The following is a 22,822-nucleotide window of genomic DNA, read 5'->3' on the forward strand; positions in this document are numbered from 1 at the left end:
GATGAACTGATCTGCCGCTTTTGTTGTGGTGTGTAAATTCTTTGTGGATGCTGGTCCGTCCAAGCGGGGAGTTTTAGTATATAATTGATATTAATAACTCAAACATTACCGCAATGTTGCGAAGCTTGAGCAAAAAAGACTAGAATATGGGGGAGATCAAGATGGGTTTTATGTATGAAGTTCCGGATTATAAGAAGCTGAGAGTTATCGTGGATACAGATGCTGCTTGTGAAGCAGATGATCCTTTTGCTATAGCACATGCGCTTATAAGCCCTAAGCTTATGGTCAAGGGGATCATAGCAGAGCACTTTAAGGAAGCAGGATCCATGGAGCGCAGTTATAAGGAGATCGAGACGATACTTGAAGCTATGGACATAGACGTTCCGATATTTAAAGGTCAGGACGGACCATTATCTGAGGATGAGAGCGTATCAGAAGCAGTAAGATTTATAATAGATGAAGCCTTAAAAGAGGATGACCATAAACTTTTCATACTCTGTCAGGGAGCTATAACCAATGTAGCCAAGGCTATAAGTGTAGAACCAAGGATCAAAGATAAGATCACCGTGATATGGATAGGAACACACGGTGAAGCTCCTTGCAAAGCGCCGTTTACAGAATTCAACTCAGTCAATGACATCCCAGCTGCTAACCTCGTACTTAGCAGCGGCATAGACCTATGGCTTGTACCATCACATGTATATAATACAGTTAATATAGGACTTGCAGAGATACAGCGTAGGATCAGACCCTGCGGCAAGATAGGAGAGCATTTGTTTAAAAATATGGCAGATTATAACATCTCCCCCTACGCCGGCTGGACCCAGGGCGAGAGCTGGTCACTAGGAGATTCCCCGGCTATAGCTATTGCGATCAACCAAGGATGCGGTCACTATCACTACGCCAAGGCCCCATACGTAGCCGATGACACTTCATCTATCGTCAAAGACGATAACCCTCAGATTCGCATATATACCGACATCGATTCAAGATACGTACTAGAAGATTTTATATCCAAACTTGAGATTTCATACGGAGACAACTAATCCTTATCGATCTCCCACCTGCTACATTGCGTTTATGGAAGAACCGTAATCTCACATTCTATCTGGGGCAAACACGAATCAAAATGAATTATAATTAAACCAAACTTCCCACCCTAGTGGTGCAGTATTAAAAAAGGCTTTGACGGGGCTGGCAGAATATAAATCATTTTCGCGCTTTTTAATTGATTTATAAAATTCATGAGCGTGATAGATGGAGTTTTTTATTCTGCCCGGGGTCTGCATGTCTGAGCGAAGCGAGTTTCAGACCCCAGAATAAAAAGCTCCAGATATCATGCCATGAATTTATAAATCAATTAACAGCGCGGAAATGATTTATATTCTGCCAGCCCCGTCAAAGCCTTTTTTAATACTGCACCGCTAGGGTGGGAAGTTAAAGCAACCCATAAGAAGAGGATTATTATGGACTACATTTTAAGCGATCTTAGGAATCACTTTAGTTATTCTTATATGACAAGTTCGGGATATATTGCCATATGTATTATGGTAGTATTTTTTCTTGCTGTGATACTCCTGATCCCCGGAAGGAAGATGCATGACAGAGTACTACTTGCACTATTTTTCGGATTCATGTTCGGAGTATATTCTCTTACAGTCCTCATGCGAGGCTCCAGAGCGATAGGAAGATCAGTTTCCCTTATGCCATTCAATTGGTATACTGTACTTAAGAATACAGGCAATCCCAATCTTGCCTGGCTTGCTCTTGAGAACTGCCTGATGCTCATGTTCCCGGCTTTTCTCCTAGGCATTATAATAAGAAATGTAAGACCTTTTAGAAGGATCATGATGGTCACACTTATCATGGCAGCCTTTTCACTTACTATAGAATACACTCAGCTGGGGCTGAATATCGGTGTATTTGAGATGGATGATTTCTTGTGCAATACATTGGGCGCTTTTGTAGGAGTGCTTATAGCCATGTGCGTTACAGCTACACCTGCATTTAAAAGTATGGACAGAAGAGTTCCATTTCCAAGGTGATCTTTTTGTATGGCGGATAGCCCATTAAGTATACGAGGTTTATTATGAATATAGCACTTATCATAGCCGGTGGAAGCGGCGAGAGGATGCATCAGGATATCCCTAAGCAGTTCCTTTCTATAAACGACAGACCGGTAATAGTATATACACTTGAAGCTTTCGAGCATCATCCTGAGATAGATGAGATAGCAGTTGTCTGTATAGAAGGCTGGGAACAGGTTCTTATGGCCTATGCAAGGCAGTTTGGTATCACTAAGCTTAAAAGCGTCATCCCAGGCGGCGACTGCGGACAGGCATCTATAAGAAATGGTGTCTATGCTTTGGAGAAAAGTCATAGCAAGGATGATATAATCCTCATCCACGATGCCATAAGGCCTCTTGTATCAGCTGAGATAATATCAGACTGCATCAGAGTTACAAGCATGTATGGCAATGCTATAGCTGTTATCCCCTGTGCAGAAGCTATGCTCACAACTGACGATGAGAAGGTATCTACAGGTTCGTATCCAAGGGATGGACTTAAGAGAACACAGACTCCTCAGGGCTTTAGGCTTGGAGATATATGCGATCTTCATAGAAGAGCTCTTAAGAAGGGCATTACCGGTTCTATAGCATCATGTACCCTTATGATAGAAATGGGGCAGCAGGTTCATTTTTCCATAGGTTCTGAAAAAAATGTCAAGCTGACAACACTTGAAGATATAGATATATTCAAGGCTCTTTTGTCAGCAAAACGTAGTGAATGGCTCAAGCAGTGATAGCAAGGAATACTTATGAATCTATATAAAAGCGATCTATATATGTCAGATCTTGATCTTATCATAGAGCATACAGATGTGCTTAAGGACATGAAGGGAACATCTGTCCTTATCGTAGGTGCAAGAGGTATGGTATGCTCTGCTATAGCTGATCTTCTTTTTAGATATAATGAAAAAGAAGATGCAGGCATTCATATCTATCTTGCAGGGCGTGATGATAAGACGCTGCTAGAGCGGTTTTCCAAATATGCAGAGTCTGAATACTGTACAGCTGTTAAGTTTGACAGTAGTAAGAAAGGGAGTCTTATAGATAAGCTTCCTGATAATATTTCTTACATCATAGAGGGGATAGGTCCGTCAGCTCCGTCGGATATTGGCGCTCATCCAATTGATTCTTTGTATTATAATATGGGCCTTCTTAGAGAGCTTTTGGAATATGCAGATGCTAATAAGACTATCTCAACCTTATATATATCATCATCAGAAGTGTATGGCATAAGCGAAAAAGGCGGACCATTTAAAGAGGATGACTACGGTTACATTGATATATTAAATCCAAGATCTTCATATTCCTGCGGTAAAAGAAGCTGTGAGACACTTTGCGCATGCTATGCTTTTGATAGGAAAATAAAAACTGTAATAGCAAGACCCGGGCATGTATATGGGCCTACCGCAAGACCCGGAGATGATCATATCGCAGCGCAGTTTGCAATAGATGCTGCACATGGCCGTGAACTCAAGATGAAAAGCCAAGGCTTGCAACGAAGGTCATACTGTTATATGCTTGATTGTGCGTCTGCAATTCTGACGATACTACTTCGCGGTAATAGCGCAGATGCTTATAATATCTCAAATCCCGAGTCTGTGCTTACTCTTAGGAGTATGATGAGTTATATTGCAAGTGCAGGTGGTGTCAGATTATCTATAGCAGATAATGATATCTCACAGGATAGTAGCGCGACTTTGGCTTTGGACAATACAATGCACGGTTCAAGTCTTAATGCGGGTAAGGTTTCTGATAATCCAATGCCTGATTCAAGTCTTGACGCTGGTAAATTGTTGTCTCTTGGCTGGAGAGGACTATTTGATGCAAGACAAGGCGCCGATCACACGATCCGTATCATAAGACAGGCCGGTGATTAACGCAGGGGTTAATACATTTGTTAATGTAGTAAGTCTTTAACTGCTCTTATCTGCACAGGGACGCAGATAGAGAAGTTTAGGTATTAAGTTTTATTTAAGTGTTTTTGTTTTAGTATTTTAGTTAGAGGTTTTAGTTTTGGAATTACGTACAGATTTACACACGCATACTCTGTATTCAAGACATGCGTATTCGACCATTGAAGAGAATGTAAGAGCAGCATGTGCTCAGAATCTTGAGCTTTTAGGAGTTACAGATCATTTTAGTGCTATGCTTTTTCCTGATTATATGGAAAGCAAGCATTATCAGTATTTTTATAATCTGAGCTGTCTTCCAAGACAGTGGTATGGTGTCAGGCTTCTTCGCGGATGCGAAGCTGACATAGTGGATCTTGAAGGTAATCTTTTTGGACACGATATAAATGCTGAAAAAGGAGTTATCGACAAGAATATAAGTGAAGCAGATTCTTTATACGGACGGGTTGCCAGAAGACTTGATTATATCATCGCATCTGTTCATAATAAGGATTTTACAGATAATGCTTCAAAGAGCCGGATCACAGATATGTATATCAAGGCTCTTTCCAATTCCAAGGTTATTATTCTTGGTCATATCGGAAGATCTGGTCTTGACTTTGATATAGACAGTGTTGTCAAAGCTGCTCGTGATATGCACAAGCTCATTGAGATCAATGAACATAGCTTTGGCTGGGATGATATGATTTACGATAGATGCAAACAAATACTTGTGCGCTGCGCGCAGCTGGGCGCTCCTATCTGCGTTTCAACAGATGCACATGTTTCATATGATGTTGGAAGATTTGATAATGTAGTTAAGCTCCTTGAAAGTGTAGATTTCCCGATGGAGCTTGTAGCTAACAGGGACGAGAAGTCATTTATGTCATATCTTCCTTCATAAGAGGATACATAAATGTCGTCACTTACGGACCTTTTATTTATTTTTAGATTCGTTCCGTGTTTTATTCTTATATATTATATGGTACCTGCTGCTATGCGCATGTGGGTACTATTTTTCGGAAGCTTTATTTTTTATACCCTTGGAGAACCAAAATGGTGTCTGGTACTTCTAGGCGCTACTGTGATCAATTATCTGATCGCAGCTAAGACTAGTCTTGGTGATAAGAAGTTCCTTGCACTGGCTGTTTTATTGGATGCCGGTCTATTAATGCTATTCAAGATGCTGGGACTATTTATCTCCATGGATTATCTTCCTATTGGTATAAGCTTCTATGTCTTTAAGATGATATCTTATCAGGCAGATCTGTATACGGGCAAGCTTAAAGAGCGCCTTGATTTTAAGACAACTGCCTCCTACTTTTACTTTTTCCCCCAGATATTGCAAGGGCCTATCATGCGTGCCGGTGATATGTACAGTAGTGCGATTCTCATAGACAAGGACATATCATCAAGAAAAGAGAGGGTAGGCATATATCTAAGCAATATAGAAGACGGTCTTAAATACTTCATAGCAGGAATGTCTATGAAGATACTTATAGCTGACCATCTGGCTATACTTTGGAGAGATCTTAATACGATAGGATATGAGAGTATCTCGGTTCCTCTTTCCTGGATAGGAGCTCTTTCCTATTCACTTGACCTATACTTTGATTTCTGGGGATATTCACTCATGGCAGCAGGTCTTGGCGTAGCTTTGGGATTTCCGTTTATTAAGAACTTTGATCACCCGTATGCTGCAAAAGGCGTTAGAGATTTCTACAGAAGATGGCACATGAGCCTTGGAACCTGGTTTAGGGACTATATCTATATACCCCTGGGAGGAAGCCGTAAGGGCGATATTCGCAGCATCGTCAACCTGTTTGTAGTATGGCTTGTGACAGGTATCTGGCATGGGGTTACTCCCAACTTTATTATCTGGGGGATGTTGTTATTCGTAATAATTCTTTCAGAAAAGTATATAATATCATTAAGCGATAAACTATTTAACGTAGTATCAAGGTTGAATGTATTAATACTGATTCCTGTTTCGTGGGTTATTTTTGCAATAAGTGATATGGACAGGCTCAAGGTATATATGACAAGGCTATTCCCGTTTTTTGGAAATAGTGCATATGTCAATTCCTCAGATTATATCAAGTATCTGGGCTTATATTGGCCGTATATATTGCCGGGACTTGTCCTTCTTATACCATGTGTATTTGATTTTTGTGAAAAGAAAAGAAAGCATCCGCTTTCTGTTGTTGTCCTTTTTGCACTGTTCTGGCTTTGTATCTTTAGTATTGCAAATACAGCAGGTAATCCGCTTATGTATCTGAGATTCTAGTGTATTGACTCGTTCATATTTAATCAAATATGAATGAGCCAGCACACTAGTGTTACTTGCTTATTTACATTTAATCCAATTACTTGTCTATGAATTTAAATAATATGGGCTAATGATGATCATGAGGTCAAACATGAGCGAAGAAAACAAAAAATGGTATAACTTAATACATGCTCCACTCTTAACAGCAGTAGTTACATCGTCGCTTATCGTGACGTTTATTTCAGCATATCAAAAAGACGGTATATACTCATACTATAATTATGACTATAAGACCCCTTTGTTATCTCTTGCCATGAGAGGGATAGCTGATGGTGCCACACCATTTTATGTGACAGATGATTTTATAGAGATGACTCAGACTCACGATGCTGAGTATTATCTTGATGTTACAAGAGGCAGTATCAAGGACGGCGGCTCGGATTCTGCCGGATTGTCAAATGATAATGCAAATGGTGGTAGCGGCGGTAACAACAAGCTGGTACCTGGCAGCGGCAGTTCATCTGAAGATGATAAGAAGAATAGTGCAGGTAAGGGTTCTTCCAAAGAAAATGCTGCAAATAATACGGTAGCTGGGGGATCTTCTGAAGCAGCTTCTAATACAGCTTCTAATACAGCTTCTAATAAAGCTTCTGATGCAGGCACTGAAGGCCAGAGCCAAGATGATTGTTCTGAGGGTGCTTTAAGTTCTGCTACAGGTAAGGCTGATGCTTCTACGAAAGATGCATCCGGAACTATGGATAGTAGTGAAGAAGCGCCTATAGAACAGTTTCCATATATGACTACAACAGGGACTGTCGATGCTGACTACTTTGCAGATGCCCTTTTTATAGGGGATTCAAGGACTGTGGGACTTTCTGAGTACTGCGAGGAGCTGGACGAGCAGGCAACCTTCTATGGCAAGGTTTCACTTTCTATATATGAAGCCAATAACAAAGCCTTTGTAAAGTCCGGTGGGAGCAAACTTACGCTTGATCAGGCTCTTGCAGGCAAGGACTTTAAGAAAGTCTATATCATGGTAGGTATCAATGAGATAGGATATGGATCAACAGATGGATGGCTCAATAATTATATAGAAGTTATCGGCAAGATACAGGCAGCATGTCCTGATGCTATTATCTATCTTCAGGCTATCATGCATGTTACAGCAGAGTATGATAACACCAAGGCACCGAATGACTCTATCAATGGAGTTATCAATACTCGAAGTGAAGCTCTAAAGACTTTGGCTGATAACAGACGGATCTTCTATCTTGATATCAATGAAGCATTTGATGATGAGTATGGCAATCTTCAGGCTGATATATCTTTTGACGGAGTTCATCTTAAAGCGGCTGCCTATACTATGTGGTATGAATATCTCAAGACCCATGCTGCTGTAGCTGCGCAGTAAAGTATATAGATTCAGAATAGAAGCGCCTCTGACAGGCCTTTGTTATAATAATAAACAATGCAAATATGAACGATCGATTATAAAGATTTGACAAAAAATGTAATAACTATTATAATACGACGTTATGAAAGCAACGAAATTTAAAAAATGTTCTAAATTAAATAAAAAGGTTATCGCTATACCGGTTGCAATACTTTCGGCTTTGACATTATCACTGATTTCTTATGGATCTTATGTATCATATAAGGAATCTGCCAATGTAAGATATGCAGAAGCTGCTACTCTTGATCTGGCTTCTTATAAGGCATCTATCGAAGACTCATCAGCTGATGAGCTTTCTGAAGATAGTGCTGATACCGGCGAGCTTGAAGATACACTTCTTCTGTTAGGACGTGTAGACCAGGAAGAAGAGGAAGAGGCTTATACTGTGACATGGTATGATGATGCGATACCGCTTTATGCCAACAATAATGTTAACGTAAGACTTGGCCCTGATACATCCTATGATGTAGTCACAACTCTAGCTTATGGCACACAGGTTGTTGCGACAGGTCAGACTGATAACGGCTGGTATGCACTTGATTATGACGGCCAGACTGTATATGTTATTGATGCATATATGCAGGATACAGAGCCGGAGCCGCTTGTTATAGACACAGCTCCTGTGGCATCTTCATCTGATATCATATTTGTAGGCGATTCCAGAACTGTAGGTATGGAATATGCAGTTAAGAATGGTGATTATACCTGGCTGTGCGAAGTCGGCAAGGGCTATTATTGGCTCAAGGACAATATAGATTCTATTGACGATTATGCACATGAAGGTACCAAAGTTATCATCAATCTTGGTGTCAACGATCTTGGCAATGCTTCTAAATATATAGAGCTTATCAATTCCTATATAGACCTTTGGGAAAGTAAAGGAATGGAAGTGTATTACTCAGCGGTAACACCTGTTGGCGATACAACAGTTACCAATGAGCAGATAGAGACATTTAACAGTGCACTTAAGTCGGGACTTGATTCCAGGATCAAATGGATAGACAGCTATAATTATCTTATGCAAAACGGCTTCTCATCTTCTGACGGCCTGCATTATAACAATGCTACATATACAAGCCTTTATAATTATTATATTTCAGTGATCGATTAAGATTATTTGTGTATAATAAAATATAAGAGTAAAAGTGCCACATGTTACTGCTGGCACTTTTTTTATGGCAACTCAGATTTGTTGCACAGCTAGGGTACTGGCTTGTTCATTTTTGATCAAATAATAACAAGCCAGTACACTGGTGGTAAGTTTGAGCTTATAATAATACCGCAAGGCGGTAAATAAAAAACGGGGGATATAGTTATGGCTAAGCTTTATTTCAGGTACGGCGCTATGGGAAGCTCCAAAACAGCTAATGCTCTCATGGTTCATCACAATTATCTTGAAAAAGGACAGAATGCGATCTTGTTAAAACCTAAAACCGATACTCGTGATGGCGAAAGGATCATAAAATCCAGAATGGGTCTTTCAAAAGAGTGTGATTTTGTGGAAGAGTTTTTAGAAGAAGCTGATAAGTGGATAAAAGGAGAAAAAGACGACTGGAAGAATCTTGACTGTGTCATCATAGATGAAGCCCAGTTCCTTACCAAAGAGCAGGTGGACAAGTTCGCTCTTTTGGTTGATTCTTATGATCTTCCCGTTATGTGCTATGGCCTTAGAACAGATTTCATGAGCAATCTCTTCCCGGGATCTAAGCGCCTTATGGAGATAGCTGATAAGATCGAAGAGGTTCCTACTGTATGTTGGTGCGGAAGAAGAGCGCACTTTAATGCAAGAGTAGTAGGTGGCAGGATCGTAAGAGAAGGAGAGCAGGTCATGCTGGGCGGAGATGAAGCCTATGTATCAGTCTGCAGACGTCACTTTAGAAGCGGCGAAGTTACCGGCGCCAGAGAACGCGACATTGATTATAAAAAATAAAAAATTATTATAAAATGAGATTTCCACTGGAGATATTCATATTCAAAGTGGAAAGCATTTAAAGTAAGCGAAACACAAAAGTACCCACAGCGCAGAGTCTGTACTGAGGGTACCTTTTTTGTCGGATATAAAATCCTTGATCAAAATTCATCGCAGATAAGGTATATCACGGATGAATCTTAGTCTTTGATATTATTTGGACCATACGCTGAGCATCTTAACGAGCTTTTCTTTGTCCTTGTTGCTAAGTTTTGATACGATCGTGTTGATCTTCTTATCAATTGCGGACTGCTTGTAAGCGGGCTCAAGTTCACCAACAAGTGAATCAAGTGTCTGGCCTGTAAGCTGAGCGAAATAGATCAGGATATGGAGAGACATCGCTGTACGATTGTTCTCAACATTGCTGATATAGCCTGGAGTTACACCAAGAGCCTTAGCAAGGTCACTCTGTGTAAGACCACAGGACTGACGCAGCTCTTTAACTCTCTTGCCGTACTGCTCTTTAGCCATCTTTCTGTCAGCTACGGATACGGACTTCAAAGGATCAGCTACAAGAACCTTCTTGTCGACAGCCTTCTTGGTAGCAGGCTTTTTAACAGTTGTAACCTTCTTAGCGGTAGCTTTCTTAGCTGCTGCGATCTTCTTTGCAGGAGCCTTCTTAGCAGCTGCAACCTTCTTGGTTACAGTCTTCTTAGCAGCCTTCTTGATAGAAGTTACTTTCTTAGCTACAGGCTTTTTAGCTACAGCCTTCTTAGCTGTTGTAACCTTCTTTGCAGGAGCTTTCTTAGCAGCTGCAACCTTCTTAGCTACAGTCTTCTTGGTAGCAGCCTTCTTGATAGCAGTCTTCTTAGCTACGGTCTTCTTGGTTGCGGGCTTTTTAGCTACTGTCTTTGTAGCGGCCTTTTTTGCTACAACCTTCTTAGCAGGTGTAGCCTTTGCAGCTGTCTTCTTAGTAGTAGTTTTCTTAGCTTCAGCTTTTTTTGCAGCGGGCTTCTTAGCTTCGGTCTTCTTAGCTTCAGCTTTTACTGCTGCAGTCTTTTTTGCAGCTGGCTTCTTGGCAGCTACTGCCTTTTTGGCCGTTACAGGTTTCTTTGCAGCTTTTGCTGCAGGACTTGCTTTTGCCATGATTTTTCTCCTTTTTTTCAAAAAATCTTTAAGGCGCCCTGAAAAATCAGGACACAAAGTTAACGAAAAAACGGTTCCAAATCATATTTCGCCAAAAATATTAAAAATATTAGGGTTTACCAAAAAAATATTTAAAATAATATAAAAACAATGACTATTAAGATACTTTTTTACTAATTCTATGCTTTTGATAATACTGTATTATTCACGCTTTTTATGATTTATCTTCGAAAATCGAAAATAAATATTGGATTAGTAACAATATCTATCCAATTAATAATTATTATATTCTTTTGTTTACTAGCAGTAAACGATATAACGTATACATCTTTTGGCATGTGATACTACTATAATGTAACCGAACAATATATTAGATCAGTAAATCACTAAATGTATCAGATCTGTAAATCACTAGATGTATCAGATCAGTAAATAAGTAAATGACTAAAAATATCAGATCAGTAAATCATAAAATGAGATATTGGATCAGTAAATTACAAAATAAGATAATGGATGAATTCCTTGTGGCAAAAGATGCTTTGATAATTGCAAAAAGAAACCAGTCATAGATATAACCTACATGTGGCAGTAGGGCCCGGGTTGAGTTTTTATAGGAATACAGTTATTATATGTAGGGTTTAGTTTTATTTTTGGATATTTAGGACTTGAATCAATATAGTCATAAGGCGTATGCAAGATGGTCCGGTGATTCTATTGATTCAGGCCCTAAACGAACTACAAAGGAGGAACAATCATGCCTTGTACTACAATACTTGTAGGTAAGAAAGCTTCTTACGATGGCTCGACTATGATGGCTAGAAACGATGATTCCGGTGCCGGTGGATACACTCCCAAGAAATTCACTGTAGTAAAGCCTAAGGAGCAGCCTAGAAAATATAAATCAGTTATTTCAAATGCCAAGATAGATCTTCCTGATGATCCTATGCAGTATACCTGCGTACCCAATGCTGTAGAAGGAGAAGGAATATGGGCAGCAAGTGGTATCAATGCTGCAGGAGTAGCTATGACAGCTACAGAGACTATAACTTCTAACGAGAGAGTTCAGGGACTTGATCCTTGCCTTGATGCGTCACTTAAAAAAGGCGGAATCGGTGAAGAGGATCTTGTGGTTCTGACACTGCCTTATATAAAGAGTGCAAGAGAAGGTGTAGTGCGTCTTGGATCACTTCTTGAAAAATATGGTACCTATGAGATGAACGGTATCGGATTTGCAGATAAGGATGAAGTGTGGTGGCTTGAGACAATAGGCGGACATCACTGGATCGCAAGAAGAGTTCCGGATGAAGCTTATGTTGTAATGCCCAACCAGATGGGTATAGATATGTTTGACCTTGATGATGCTCTCGGCGCTCAGAAAGAACATATGTGCTCATCTGATATGAGAGAATTTATAGAAAAAGGTCATCTTGATCTGTCGATTTCTGAAGGCTTTAATGCAAGATATGCTTTTGGTTCACATGAAGATGCAGATCATGTATATAACACACCAAGAGCATGGTATATGGAGAGATACTTAAATCCTCATACCTATTATTGGGACGGACCTACAGCAGACTATAGACCTGATTCTAATGATATACCATGGTCACTTATTCCTGAGAAGAAGATCACAGAAGAGGATGTTAAGTATCTTCTGTCAAGCCACTTCCAGGGAACACCGTATGATCCATATGCAAGTTACGGGGATCCTTCTATGAGAGGAGCATTCCGTTCTATAGGAGTTAACCGTACAGACTTTATGTCACTTCTTCAGATAAGACCTGATGCTCCTGCAATCCAGTGGGTTGCATTCGGATCCAATGTATTTAACGTAATGGTTCCTATGTACGTTAATATAAATGAAGTGCCCAAGTTCCTTGGAACCTGTGATGCGGACGTATCCACTGATTCTTTCTACTGGAACAGCAGACTTATAGGTGCTCTTGCCAATGCTTCATACAAGACAAGTCTTAATCTTATAGAGCGTTATCAGCTTAAGGTTCATGGAAAGTGTCATGAGATCATTAACCGTTATGATGAAGAGCTTAAAAATGCCAAAGCCGGAGCAGCTGTTAAGATAAGCGAGAAAGCCAATAATGAAACTGCTAAGATGGTTCAGGAAGAGACTCGCAAGGTTCTGAACCAGGTTCTCAAAGAAGCCAGCAATGTTATGAAGAATTCTTATGCCAGATCTGATGCATAAGTAAAAGAGGTTTATTATGAATATAGTTGTATTATGTGGAGGTCTTTCCACAGAACGTGAGATTTCTTTTATCTCAGGAACCAAGGTGTGTGGAGCACTCAGAAGAAAAGGTCATAGAGCAGTTCTTGTAGATATGTATATGGGTCTTGAAGAGATGGGAGAGGATGTTATTGCAGATCCCGGACAGCTCTTTGATAATCTTCCTGAGCTTAAGGAGGTGTCTTTTGACGGTCTTACACCTGATCTTGAGAGGGTAAGATCTGAGCGTAAGTTCAAGAGCCCTTCACTTTTTGGAAGAGGAGTTCTTGAAATATGTACTAAGGCAGATGTTGTATTTGTAGCTCTTCACGGACTTAATGGTGAAGACGGACGTCTCCAGGCAACTTTCGATCTTCTGGGAATACCTTATACAGGATCAGGACACCTTGGAGCAGCTATCGGTATGGACAAGATCATGACTAAACAGATGGTTGCGCCTCAGGGAGTTAATACTCCTAAGTGGAATTCCTACACAGGTGTAACAGAAGCAGACATCCCGCGTATGATGGAAGAAAACGATGTTCCATGCGTAGTTAAGACTCCTACCGGCGGATCGTCAGTTGGTGTATATATCATCAAAGATAAGAATGAGTTTGAGAGCGCTCTTAAAAATGTTCTTGAATATGGCAGTGATGTTCTTATAGAGCAGTTCATCGAGGGAAGAGAATTTACCAATGCAGTACTTAAAGGAAAAGCACTTCCAAGCGTAGAGATCGTTCCTGTAGAAGGCGGATACGACTACAAGAATAAGTACAATGCTGACGGAGCTGATCATATATGTCCCGGAAGACTTTCAGATGATCTTGCAAAGAAGATGGGTGAGATGGCTCTTAAAGTCCATGAGACTCTTGAACTTAGGACCTATTCCCGTTCGGATTTTATAGTAGATGCTAATGACAATATATACTTCCTTGAAGTAAATACACTTCCCGGCATGACTCCTACAAGCCTTGTGCCTCAGGAAGCAGGTGTTGTAGGCATCGAATATGATGATCTGTGTCAGCTTATAGTTGAGGATGCGCTTGATAAGTGGCGCCGCAGATATACAACAGATAGTGATATACAAAGTACAAAATAAAAACATAGTAGGTGTCAAAAGAATCTTTTGGCGCCTTCTTTGTTTATATAACGATTAATAATAATCACAATTACCAATATTTCGTATATAATAAATGATATAGATAGTATTTGTATTGTTAGTGAAAGATGAGGATAAGTTTGAAAGTGTTTCACTTTCAAACCCAAATTGGTGTCGCGAGCTCCACCAATTTGAACCATTAGTCACTCGCTTTGCTCGCGACATGAGGTTAAGCATGGAGAATATTACTCTTAAAGAAATTATTGAATCTACAAATGGTAAACTTTTAACTCCCGATATTCCTGAGGATACAATTGTAAGACGCGTCATATCCGATAACAGAAAGGCGCAGGCAGGTGATCTGTTTATAGCTATAGTTGGCGAAAAAATGGACGGTCACAAGTTTGTAAATCCGGCTCTTAATGCGGGAGCAGTCGGAGCTATAGTATCCAAAGAGCCTGAAGAGATGATCCCAGGCAAGTTCTATGTACTTGTTCCTGATACTCTTTTTGCAGTAGGAGATCTTGCAAGCTACTATCGCATGCAGTTCCAGATTCCTGTAATTGCAGTTACAGGTAGTGTTGGTAAGACAACAATGAAGGATATGATAGCATCCGTACTTTCAGAGAAGTACAAAGTAGTAGCTACTGAAGGTAACTATAATAATAATATAGGTGTTCCCAGAACTCTTTTTAGAATAGATAGAGATACTGAAGTGGCAGTAGTTGAGATGGGGATGAATCATGAAGGTGAGATCAGATATCTTACTCACATGGCGCATCCTACTATGGCTGTCATAACCAATATAGGTGATGCTCATATCGGTAATCTTGGATCAAGAGAGAACATCTTCAAGGCTAAGTGTGAGATATTTGAAGGACTGTCTCTTGGCGGTCTTGCTGTCATGAATGCTGACGACGAGTATCTTGTTAAGCTCAAAGATGATAAGCAGATGATGTCTGATTATAAGTTCAAATGGGTCGGTGAAGATGAAGATGCAGACTTTGGTGCTCTGAGTATTGATGATACCATTCAGGACGGTCTTGAATTCACTATGATAGTCAGAAGAACCCGTTCAGGAATTGATGAAAGAGATACTATCAAGGTTCCCGCAAGAGGAAGACATATGATATATCCTGTTCTTACTGCGACAGCTATTGCTAAGAAGCTGGATATGTCTTATGAAGAGATATTCGCCGGAATAAAGCACTATAAGCCCACAGCCATGAGAATGGAGACCTGGAAACTTGGAAACGGTATCATAATCTATAATGATACCTATAATGCAAATCCTCAGTCTATGAAAGCAGGTCTTCATACACTTGCCAATACAGATGCAACAAAGCGCATCGCTGTTCTTGGAGATATGCTGGAACTTGGTGATCTCGAAGAAGATCTTCACAGAAGTGTTGGCAAAAAAGCTGCTGAGCTGTCTATAGATACTCTCATAACTATAGGTAAGAGAGCAAGGTATATAGCTGATGAAGCAAGGCGCGGCGGTCTTACTGATATTACAAGCTATGATGATGCCGAGAGCGCCAAGGATCAGTTAAATAACCTTCTTACTGATGGAGCAGTTCTTTATTTCAAGGCATCTCATGCCATGGCACTTGAGAAATTAGCCCAGTTTTGTAAAGATAATGCATAAATTTAACGCTTTGACTTGACAAAGTGTAAAAGTGTGACATAATAAAAAATAAGATTTTGAGTATATTGTATACAAGGATACAAGTTTTGTTTCGTTCTCATATACTAAAATTAAGGAGGATTTATTATGAAAAAGAAACTGTTAGGCATATCTATGTGCGCAGTTATGGCACTTTCACTTCTGTCAGGCTGCGGATCAAATTCAGGCTCTGGCTCCGGCTCAGAAGGCGGATCTTCGGATGTATTTAAGATTGGTGCTATAGGACCTCTTACAGGCGGTGCAGCAGCTTATGGTAATGCAGTTGCCTGGGGCGCACAGATCGCAGTAGATGAGATCAATGCCGAAGGTGGTATCAATGGATATAAGATTGAATACAAGGCCGAAGATGACGAGCTTGATAACCAGAAGTCAGTTAATGCTTACAATACATTAAAAGACTGGGGCGCTCAGTTTGTAGTAGGTTCTACAACAAGTGGATGCTGTATTGCAGTTGCTGATGAGTCTCACAATGACAACCTTTTCCAGATAACTCCTTCAGGATCAGCAGTTGACTGTGTTAAATATGACAATGCATTCCGTGTATGTTTCTCAGATCCGGCACAGGGAACAGCTTCCGCTCAGTATATTGGAACCAACAAACTTGCTACTAAGATTGCGATCATCTATGACAGCTCTGATGTTTACTCATCAGGTATCACAGAGACTTTCGTAGCAGAAGCTGCTAACCAGGGTCTTGAGATCGTATCTCAGGAAGCTTTCACATCAGATTCCAAGACTGACTTCTCAGTTCAGATTCAGAAAGCAATCGATGGCAAGGCAGAGCTTATCTTCCTTCCTATCTATTATTCAGAGGCAGCGCTTATCCTCCAGCAGGCATCCACTATGGGCGTAACTGCTACATTCTTTGGATGCGATGGTATGGATGGTATCCTTGGAGTTGAGAACTTTGATACATCTCTTGCAGAAGGACTTATGCTTCTTACTCCTTTCTCAGCAGATGCTACTGATGATCTGACACAGAGCTTTGTTAAGAAATTCCAGGAAGCACATAATATCGTTCCGAACCAGTTTGCAGCCGATGCTTATGACGCTGTATATGCTATCAAGGCAGCAGCAGAAAAGGCTGGTGTTACACCTTCTATGAGTGTATCTGATATCTGTGATGCTATGAAGACGGCAATGACACAGATAACAGTTGATGGCCTTACATCTTCAGGTATGACATGGTCAGCAGAGGGCGAGCCTACCAAGGAGCCTAAGGCTGTTGTTATCAAAAACGGTGAGTATGTACTTGCAGAATAATTAATTGTATCCGTATATATACAGATAATATTGCAGGCAGTCCGGTTCGGGCATAGAAGTCCGTACCGGATGCCTTTTTTAAAATACTAAATCAAGTTGAAAACTTGATGTTTTTTAAGCTTTATTTGATGCATATCTCTAGAAAGACGCGTTTTATTAGGTTAAAATTAATAGTACATAGAAGTGCATCCATGCACTTCTGGGCATGTACGGATTACATCCTGTAATCGTACGAAGTGCATCCTAAATAAAAAAGGGGTTATAGTTATGAATTTCCTGACTTATCTTATCAGTGGCATAAGCCTTGGAAGTGTTTATGCTATCATAGCTCTTGGCTATACTATGGTATATGGAATTGCCAAGATGCTCAATTTCGCGCATGGCGATTTCATTATGGTTGGATGCTATGCTATCTTTACAATCGTTGGAGCTTTCAGTGGCTCAGGTCTTGGTATGGTGATAGGCGTGATAGCTGCTACAGTTATATGTACAGCTGTCGGTGTTCTTACAGAGCGTATTGCGTACAGACCTTTAAGGGAGGCCGGTTCGCCTCTTGCTGTTCTGATAACCGCTATCGGTGTCAGCTATCTTCTTGAAAATCTCGCTCTTCTTATATTTGGATCAGATCCTAAGTCCTTTTCATCGATCATTAAATGGGAAGGTATTACTATCGCATCCCTTAAGATTCCGGGCGTTACTATAGTTACTATATGTGTCAGTATCATTGTCCTTGTTTTATTACAACTTTTTATACATAAGACCAAAGACGGACAGGCAATGCTTGCTGCTTCTCAGGACAGAGGTGCTGCAACTCTTATGGGTATTAATGTTAATAGAACTATTTCTCTTACTTTTGCTATAGGTTCTTTCCTTGCGGCAATTGCAGGAGCGCTCCTTTGCTCAGCATATCCGACTCTTAATCCTTATACAGGTGCTATGCCGGGTATCAAGGCATTTGTAGCGGCAGTTCTTGGTGGTATCGGTTCTATTCCCGGAGCTATGATAGGTGGTATCGTGCTTGGAGTTATCGAGATCCTTGGAAGAAGCTATGTGTCATCACAGCTTTCTGATGCTATTGTATTTGCAGTACTTATCATAGTACTTCTGGTTAAGCCTACAGGTCTTCTTGGTAAGCAGATTCAGGAGAAGGTGTAAGGCGATAGAAAAAATAAATTTTTTCTATCGCAGGGCATTGTGGCGAAGCCGCAATGTCCGGGGGCTAAAACTTAGGGAAGGAAAGATTTATGAAGAAAATTTTAAAGCTAAATGGAGATCTTACTACATATCTTATTGTAATAGCAGCATATATTATTTTTGAGATTCTTATATTAACAGGATCTCTTTCAAGCCATATGCAGGGACTTTTGGTTCCGATGGTATACTATGCTATCGCAGCTGTTGGTCTTAATCTTTGTGTTGGTATACTTGGCGAGCTCTCTATAGGACATGCGGGTTTTATGTGTGTTGGAGCCTTTTCAAGTGCGATCTTTTCAAATACATTTGCAGATACTATCCCAGGAGGGATCCGCTTCTTCCTTGCTTTTGTAGTAGGAATTTTAGTTTCTGCTTTATTTGGATTTTTAATTGGTATACCTGTTCTTCGTCTTAACGGAGACTATCTTGCCATCGTAACTCTTGCATTTGGCGAGATCATAAAGACTATTATCAATGCTATGTATGTAGGCGTTGATGCAAATGGTCTTCATATGTCTCTTACAAGTGCAAGTGATATGAATATGGAAGCCGACGGGCGGACTATCATTTCAGGACCTATGGGTATAACAGGTACACCTCGTGATGCGAACTTTACAATCGCTATAGTTGTTCTTCTGATATCCCTGTTCATAGTTCAGAATCTTGTAAAGTCCCGTGATGGACGTGCGATCATGGCTATAAGAGATAACCGTATCGCAGCAGAATCTGTAGGTATTAATATTACAAGGTTCAAGATCCTTGCTTTTACAATATCAGCCGCAATAGCAGGAGCAGCAGGTGTTCTTTTTGGTCATAACATATCATCACTTCAGGCTACCAGCGGCAACTTTGGTTATAATATCTCAATCCTTATACTTGTATATGTGGTTCTGGGCGGAATAGGCAATATCAAGGGAAGCGTTATCGCAGCAGCGATCCTGTATATGCTTCCTGAGATGCTCAGAGGACTTAATACATACAGAATGCTTATATACTCCATCGTTCTTATAGCGATGATGCTCTTTAACTGGGCACCATCTGCAAGAGACTGGCGTGCCAAGGTGTTATCAAAGTTTTCCGGTATGAGAAAAACAGGAAGGAGCAGTAAATAATGGCGCTTCTTGATGTAAATAATCTTTCAATTTCATTTGGCGGTCTTAGAGCAGTTGACGACCTTACTTTTTCTATAGAAAAGGGAGAACTTTATGGTCTCATAGGTCCTAACGGCGCAGGCAAGACCACGGTATTCAATCTTCTGACAGGTGTATATAAGCCTACAGAAGGTCTTATAAAGCTGGATGGCACGGATATAACAGGTCATACGACTATAGATATCAATCAGGTAGGAATTGCAAGAACATTTCAGAATATCCGCCTTTTTAAGAAGATGTCTGTGATAGACAATGTCAAAGTAGGTCTTCAGAATGATAAGGAGCTTTCATATTCTACTTTGGATGGTATCCTTCACACTCCCAAATACAGGAGGATAGAGAAGGAGATAGAACAAAGAGCACTGTCTCTTCTTGCAGTCTTCGGTCTTGATGAGGAAAAAGATGTTCTTGCAGCCAATCTTCCTTATGGTAAGCAGAGAAAGCTTGAGATAGCAAGAGCGATGGCAACAAAGCCCAAACTCCTTCTACTGGACGAGCCTGCTGCAGGCATGAATCCTAATGAAACAGCTGAACTTATGGAGACTATACAGCTAATAAGAGACAAGTTCGAAATGACTATACTTTTGATAGAACATGATATGAAGCTTGTCGGAGGTATCTGCGAAAGGCTTACGGTTCTTAATTTCGGACGTGTATTAAGACAAGGAAGTACCAAAGAGGTATTAAGCGATCCGGAAGTTATCAAGGCGTATATCGGAGAATAATTATAAAAGGGCAGGTAAGACGAATAGGTCGTCGGTTTGAAATGTTCATTTCAATAGTTCCAGTGATTCCGGACTATCAGATACTCGTCTTATATGCAGCATGAGGTTGAATATGGCTTTATTAGAAGTTAAGGATTTAAAAGTATACTATGGAGTGATACAGGCCCTTAAAGGGATAAGTTTCCATGTAGATAAGGGCGAGATCGTAGCATTGATAGGAGCTAATGGCGCAGGTAAGACTACAACGCTTCATACTATAGCAGGTCTTATAAAGGCAGGAAGCGGTGGTGTTTATTATAAAGGCAATGATATAACCGCTATTCCCGGACATAAGATAGTTAAGATGGGTATGGCTCAGGTTCCGGAGGGCAGGAGAGTCTTTGCAGATATGACAGTTGCTCAGAATCTGGCACTTGGAGCTTATACAAGGAAGAATAAAGCTGAGATAGAAGACACTATCGAAAAAGTATATGAACGCTTTCCAAGACTTCGTGAAAGGAAAGGGCAGCTTGCCGGAACCCTGTCAGGAGGAGAGCAGCAGATGCTGGCAATGGGAAGAGCACTTATGTCTCATCCTGATATCATACTTATGGATGAACCTTCCATGGGGCTGTCACCTCTTCTTGTAAATGAGATATTCGATATCATAAGAAGTGTACATGAAGACGGCGTAACAGTACTACTTGTAGAACAGAATGCCAAGAAGGCTCTTTCAATAGCTGACAGAGCCTACGTTCTGGAGACGGGAGAAATCAAGATGGAAGGAAAGGCATCAGACCTTCTCAATGATGAACGTGTACGTAAGGCATATCTTGGTGAATAATATGATGTGAGGGTCAAAAGTCATTTCGATTAGAGCCCTTTTGAAATCGAATAGGAATTCATATAATTGGAGGCTTTAAATGAAAAAAGTCGTAGTTACGATCGAAAGGCAATATGGCAGCGGCGGACGTACAGTCGGAGAGATGCTGGCAAATGAACTTGGCATACATTATTATGACAAGGAGCTTGTGAAGCTGGCGGCAGATGAAAGCGGTATAAGCGAAGCTCTTTTTGTAGAAGCTGATGAAAGTATACGTCAGGGAAGAGCTCCTCTTCTTCGTAGGATGAAAAAAAGTGTCTATAAAGGAGAACTTATATCTCCGGGAGATAACGATTTTACTTCCATGCAGAACCTGTTTAATTATCAGGCAGACGTTATCAAAAAGCTGGCTGAGACAAAGCCTTGCGTTATAGTTGGAAGATGTGCCAATTATGTACTTAGAGATTATGATAACGTAGTGAGCGTTTTCGTGCATGCCCCTTCGGATTTCCTAATGGAGCAGGCAGCTCTCAAACAGCCTATGCGAGGCAAGGAACTTGAGAAGTTTATCAAAAATACTGATAAGTACAGAGCTGATTATTACAAATACTATACCGGTGAGAGATGGGAAGATGCTTATAACTATGATCTGTGTCTAAATTCAGGAAAACTTGGATTTGAGAAGTGCGTAGAAGCTATCAAAGAGTATATGAAGGTTAGATTTGGCGAGGACGTATTTGAACAATAAAAAGGACATATAAAGTATCTTATGGCATAAGGGACAAAAGGAACTTTTGACACCTGCCTCAACTCATAAAAAAATCCAATTGGTAGAAGTTATATTCACAAAATCTTTATGAATATAGTTCTGACCAATTGGAAAGTTAAACATCTAAATATGAATGAGCCGGCACACTAGATCATTTGGTCTTTACAAATGTTCCGAATCCAAGATCTATAGAAGAGGCATCACTATAGTAGAAGTAGTTGTTCTCACAGTATGAGTTATAGAAACTTCCGGAGTACAGATCTAAGGTATAGAAAGTTACAAGTGTCTGTTCGCCGTCAAGATATATAACATATGGATAAGACTCGGTAGTATCACCATTTACATAAGTTGCAGTTCCATTATCAAAAGAAAGTGTTACATCAGGGTCTTCTTCATTTTGATAAGTTCCTGAAGGACCTGTAGTGTAATCTTCTGTTCTTTTGAAAATATACTCTTCATAAGTGACCCAGTCGAACTGTTCATTGTATTGGATCACGATATCTGAAGCGGATTCTTTTGTTTTTTCAAGCTGAGCATCGATATCGGCATCATCCGAGTTTTGAGATTTATATAAATCTACGAACTCGTCAGAGAAAGTGAGATTGTCTACATCGAGCTTAACATAGCCATCTTCAAGAGTGTAATTAAAAATCATTCCTGATATGTTAACTGTATCAGCTGTAAATATCATGGATTCGCTTCCGTTGGTATATACGCCTTCAGGTACAGATGTAAGTGTAGAATCTGTAGAGTCGCTGTCATCAGAAGAGATTGTTCCTGATATTTCATCTGTCATTATGGATGCAGCCAGGGAAGGATCAAGCTTGTTTGACGATTGCTCGGTCTGGGAATTGAATTTATAATAGGCAGAAGCTCCGATCAGTATGATGGATATGACTACTACTGATGCGGTGATTATTATGTTTCTTTTCATTAAGAGTTGGCCTCCAAAAATTTAAAAATTAAAGCAAGTACATAATTAAAACAGTTATAAAATAATTGCTAGTATAAATATAAAAAGACAGATTGCAATTATTAAATAGACTCACAAACATTTATACTATCACACTTTTTGGATGAAATTGTGATCAAAATGTTAATGTTATGTTATTATAAATAAAAAATCTAATATAGTAAACCAATAACCAAATTATCATAAATGACTTGTGTAAAGCC

At 40.1% G+C, this 22,822-nt stretch carries 20 protein-coding genes; 18 read left to right on the plus strand and 2 right to left on the minus strand.

What is annotated here, in order from left to right:
• The first annotated feature begins 161 nt into the window (after positions 1-161).
• The 9 genes from BMX21_RS01825 to BMX21_RS01865 all read left to right on the plus strand — a co-directional run bounded on the left by BMX21_RS01825 (position 162) and on the right by BMX21_RS01865 (position 9,610).
• Positions 162-1,046, plus strand: a complete 885-nt coding sequence (locus BMX21_RS01825; RefSeq protein WP_092040901.1) for a nucleoside hydrolase — start codon at positions 162-164, stop codon at positions 1,044-1,046.
• A 420-nt stretch (positions 1,047-1,466) separates the two neighbouring features.
• The gene (locus BMX21_RS01830) at positions 1,467-2,045 is read left to right on the plus strand and encodes a VanZ family protein (protein WP_022753774.1); all 579 of its coding nucleotides are present in this window, start codon (positions 1,467-1,469) and stop codon (positions 2,043-2,045) included.
• Between the two features lie 44 nt (positions 2,046-2,089).
• Positions 2,090-2,803 carry an IspD/TarI family cytidylyltransferase gene (locus tag BMX21_RS01835; RefSeq protein ID WP_092040633.1) on the plus strand — a complete coding sequence of 238 codons (714 nt, stop codon included), beginning with the start codon at positions 2,090-2,092 and terminating at the stop codon, positions 2,801-2,803.
• A gap of 15 nt (positions 2,804-2,818) precedes the next feature.
• Positions 2,819-3,946 carry an NAD-dependent epimerase/dehydratase family protein gene (locus BMX21_RS01840; RefSeq protein WP_092040638.1) on the plus strand — a complete coding sequence of 376 codons (1,128 nt, stop codon included), beginning with the start codon at positions 2,819-2,821 and terminating at the stop codon, positions 3,944-3,946.
• 136 nt (positions 3,947-4,082) lie between these two features.
• A complete protein-coding gene (locus BMX21_RS01845; protein WP_092040641.1) occupies positions 4,083-4,862 on the plus strand; it encodes a phosphatase in 780 nt (259 codons plus the stop codon).
• A gap of 12 nt (positions 4,863-4,874) precedes the next feature.
• Positions 4,875-6,245, plus strand: coding sequence for an MBOAT family O-acyltransferase (locus BMX21_RS01850; protein ID WP_092040645.1), 1,371 nt, complete (start codon positions 4,875-4,877; stop codon positions 6,243-6,245).
• A gap of 133 nt (positions 6,246-6,378) precedes the next feature.
• Positions 6,379-7,638: a GDSL-type esterase/lipase family protein gene (locus tag BMX21_RS01855; RefSeq protein ID WP_177173886.1), complete on the plus strand. Its 1,260-nt coding sequence runs from the start codon at positions 6,379-6,381 to the stop codon at positions 7,636-7,638.
• Positions 7,639-7,762: 124 nt separating this feature from the next.
• Positions 7,763-8,791: an SH3 domain-containing protein gene (locus BMX21_RS01860; protein WP_092040653.1), complete on the plus strand. Its 1,029-nt coding sequence runs from the start codon at positions 7,763-7,765 to the stop codon at positions 8,789-8,791.
• A 204-nt stretch (positions 8,792-8,995) separates the two neighbouring features.
• The gene (locus tag BMX21_RS01865) at positions 8,996-9,610 is read left to right on the plus strand and encodes a thymidine kinase (protein ID WP_022756468.1); all 615 of its coding nucleotides are present in this window, start codon (positions 8,996-8,998) and stop codon (positions 9,608-9,610) included.
• Between the two features lie 192 nt (positions 9,611-9,802).
• Here BMX21_RS01865 and BMX21_RS19910 read toward each other — a convergent pair whose 3' ends face one another.
• Complete coding sequence (locus BMX21_RS19910) at positions 9,803-10,735, minus strand: helix-turn-helix domain-containing protein (protein WP_051145335.1); 933 nt, start codon at positions 10,733-10,735, stop codon at positions 9,803-9,805.
• Between the two features lie 754 nt (positions 10,736-11,489).
• Between BMX21_RS19910 and BMX21_RS01875 the strand changes: the two genes are divergently transcribed.
• From BMX21_RS01875 to BMX21_RS01915, 9 genes are all read left to right on the plus strand, one after another.
• On the plus strand, positions 11,490-12,938 hold the full coding sequence (locus tag BMX21_RS01875) for a C69 family dipeptidase (RefSeq protein WP_092040656.1): 1,449 nt from the start codon (positions 11,490-11,492) through the stop codon (positions 12,936-12,938).
• Positions 12,939-12,954: 16 nt separating this feature from the next.
• Positions 12,955-14,055, plus strand: a complete 1,101-nt coding sequence (locus tag BMX21_RS01880) for a D-alanine--D-alanine ligase family protein (protein WP_092040659.1) — start codon at positions 12,955-12,957, stop codon at positions 14,053-14,055.
• A 235-nt stretch (positions 14,056-14,290) separates the two neighbouring features.
• On the plus strand, positions 14,291-15,703 hold the full coding sequence (locus tag BMX21_RS01885; protein ID WP_177173887.1) for a UDP-N-acetylmuramoyl-tripeptide--D-alanyl-D-alanine ligase: 1,413 nt from the start codon (positions 14,291-14,293) through the stop codon (positions 15,701-15,703).
• A gap of 126 nt (positions 15,704-15,829) precedes the next feature.
• Complete coding sequence (locus BMX21_RS01890; protein WP_027203785.1) at positions 15,830-17,005, plus strand: ABC transporter substrate-binding protein; 1,176 nt, start codon at positions 15,830-15,832, stop codon at positions 17,003-17,005.
• A gap of 267 nt (positions 17,006-17,272) precedes the next feature.
• Positions 17,273-18,160 (plus strand): branched-chain amino acid ABC transporter permease, encoded by an 888-nt coding sequence (locus BMX21_RS01895; RefSeq protein ID WP_022753787.1) that lies wholly within the window; start codon positions 17,273-17,275, stop codon positions 18,158-18,160.
• A gap of 89 nt (positions 18,161-18,249) precedes the next feature.
• Entirely contained in the window at positions 18,250-19,311 is a 1,062-nt protein-coding gene (locus BMX21_RS01900) for a branched-chain amino acid ABC transporter permease (RefSeq protein ID WP_092040666.1), read from the plus strand.
• On the plus strand, positions 19,311-20,075 hold the full coding sequence (locus BMX21_RS01905; protein WP_027215077.1) for an ABC transporter ATP-binding protein: 765 nt from the start codon (positions 19,311-19,313) through the stop codon (positions 20,073-20,075). The genes BMX21_RS01900 and BMX21_RS01905 overlap by 1 nt, the downstream gene beginning before the upstream one ends.
• A gap of 112 nt (positions 20,076-20,187) precedes the next feature.
• A complete protein-coding gene (locus tag BMX21_RS01910) occupies positions 20,188-20,898 on the plus strand; it encodes an ABC transporter ATP-binding protein (protein ID WP_092040671.1) in 711 nt (236 codons plus the stop codon).
• Between the two features lie 79 nt (positions 20,899-20,977).
• Positions 20,978-21,625 carry a cytidylate kinase-like family protein gene (locus BMX21_RS01915; protein WP_022756477.1) on the plus strand — a complete coding sequence of 216 codons (648 nt, stop codon included), beginning with the start codon at positions 20,978-20,980 and terminating at the stop codon, positions 21,623-21,625.
• Positions 21,626-21,797: 172 nt separating this feature from the next.
• Here BMX21_RS01915 and BMX21_RS01920 read toward each other — a convergent pair whose 3' ends face one another.
• Positions 21,798-22,580, minus strand: a complete 783-nt coding sequence (locus BMX21_RS01920; protein WP_092040674.1) for a hypothetical protein — start codon at positions 22,578-22,580, stop codon at positions 21,798-21,800.
• Positions 22,581-22,822 lie beyond the last annotated feature (242 nt).

The sequence above is a fragment of the Butyrivibrio sp. TB genome, assembly GCF_900110805.1.
In the GTDB taxonomy this organism is placed as follows: Bacteria; Bacillota; Clostridia; order Lachnospirales; family Lachnospiraceae; genus Butyrivibrio; species Butyrivibrio fibrisolvens_C.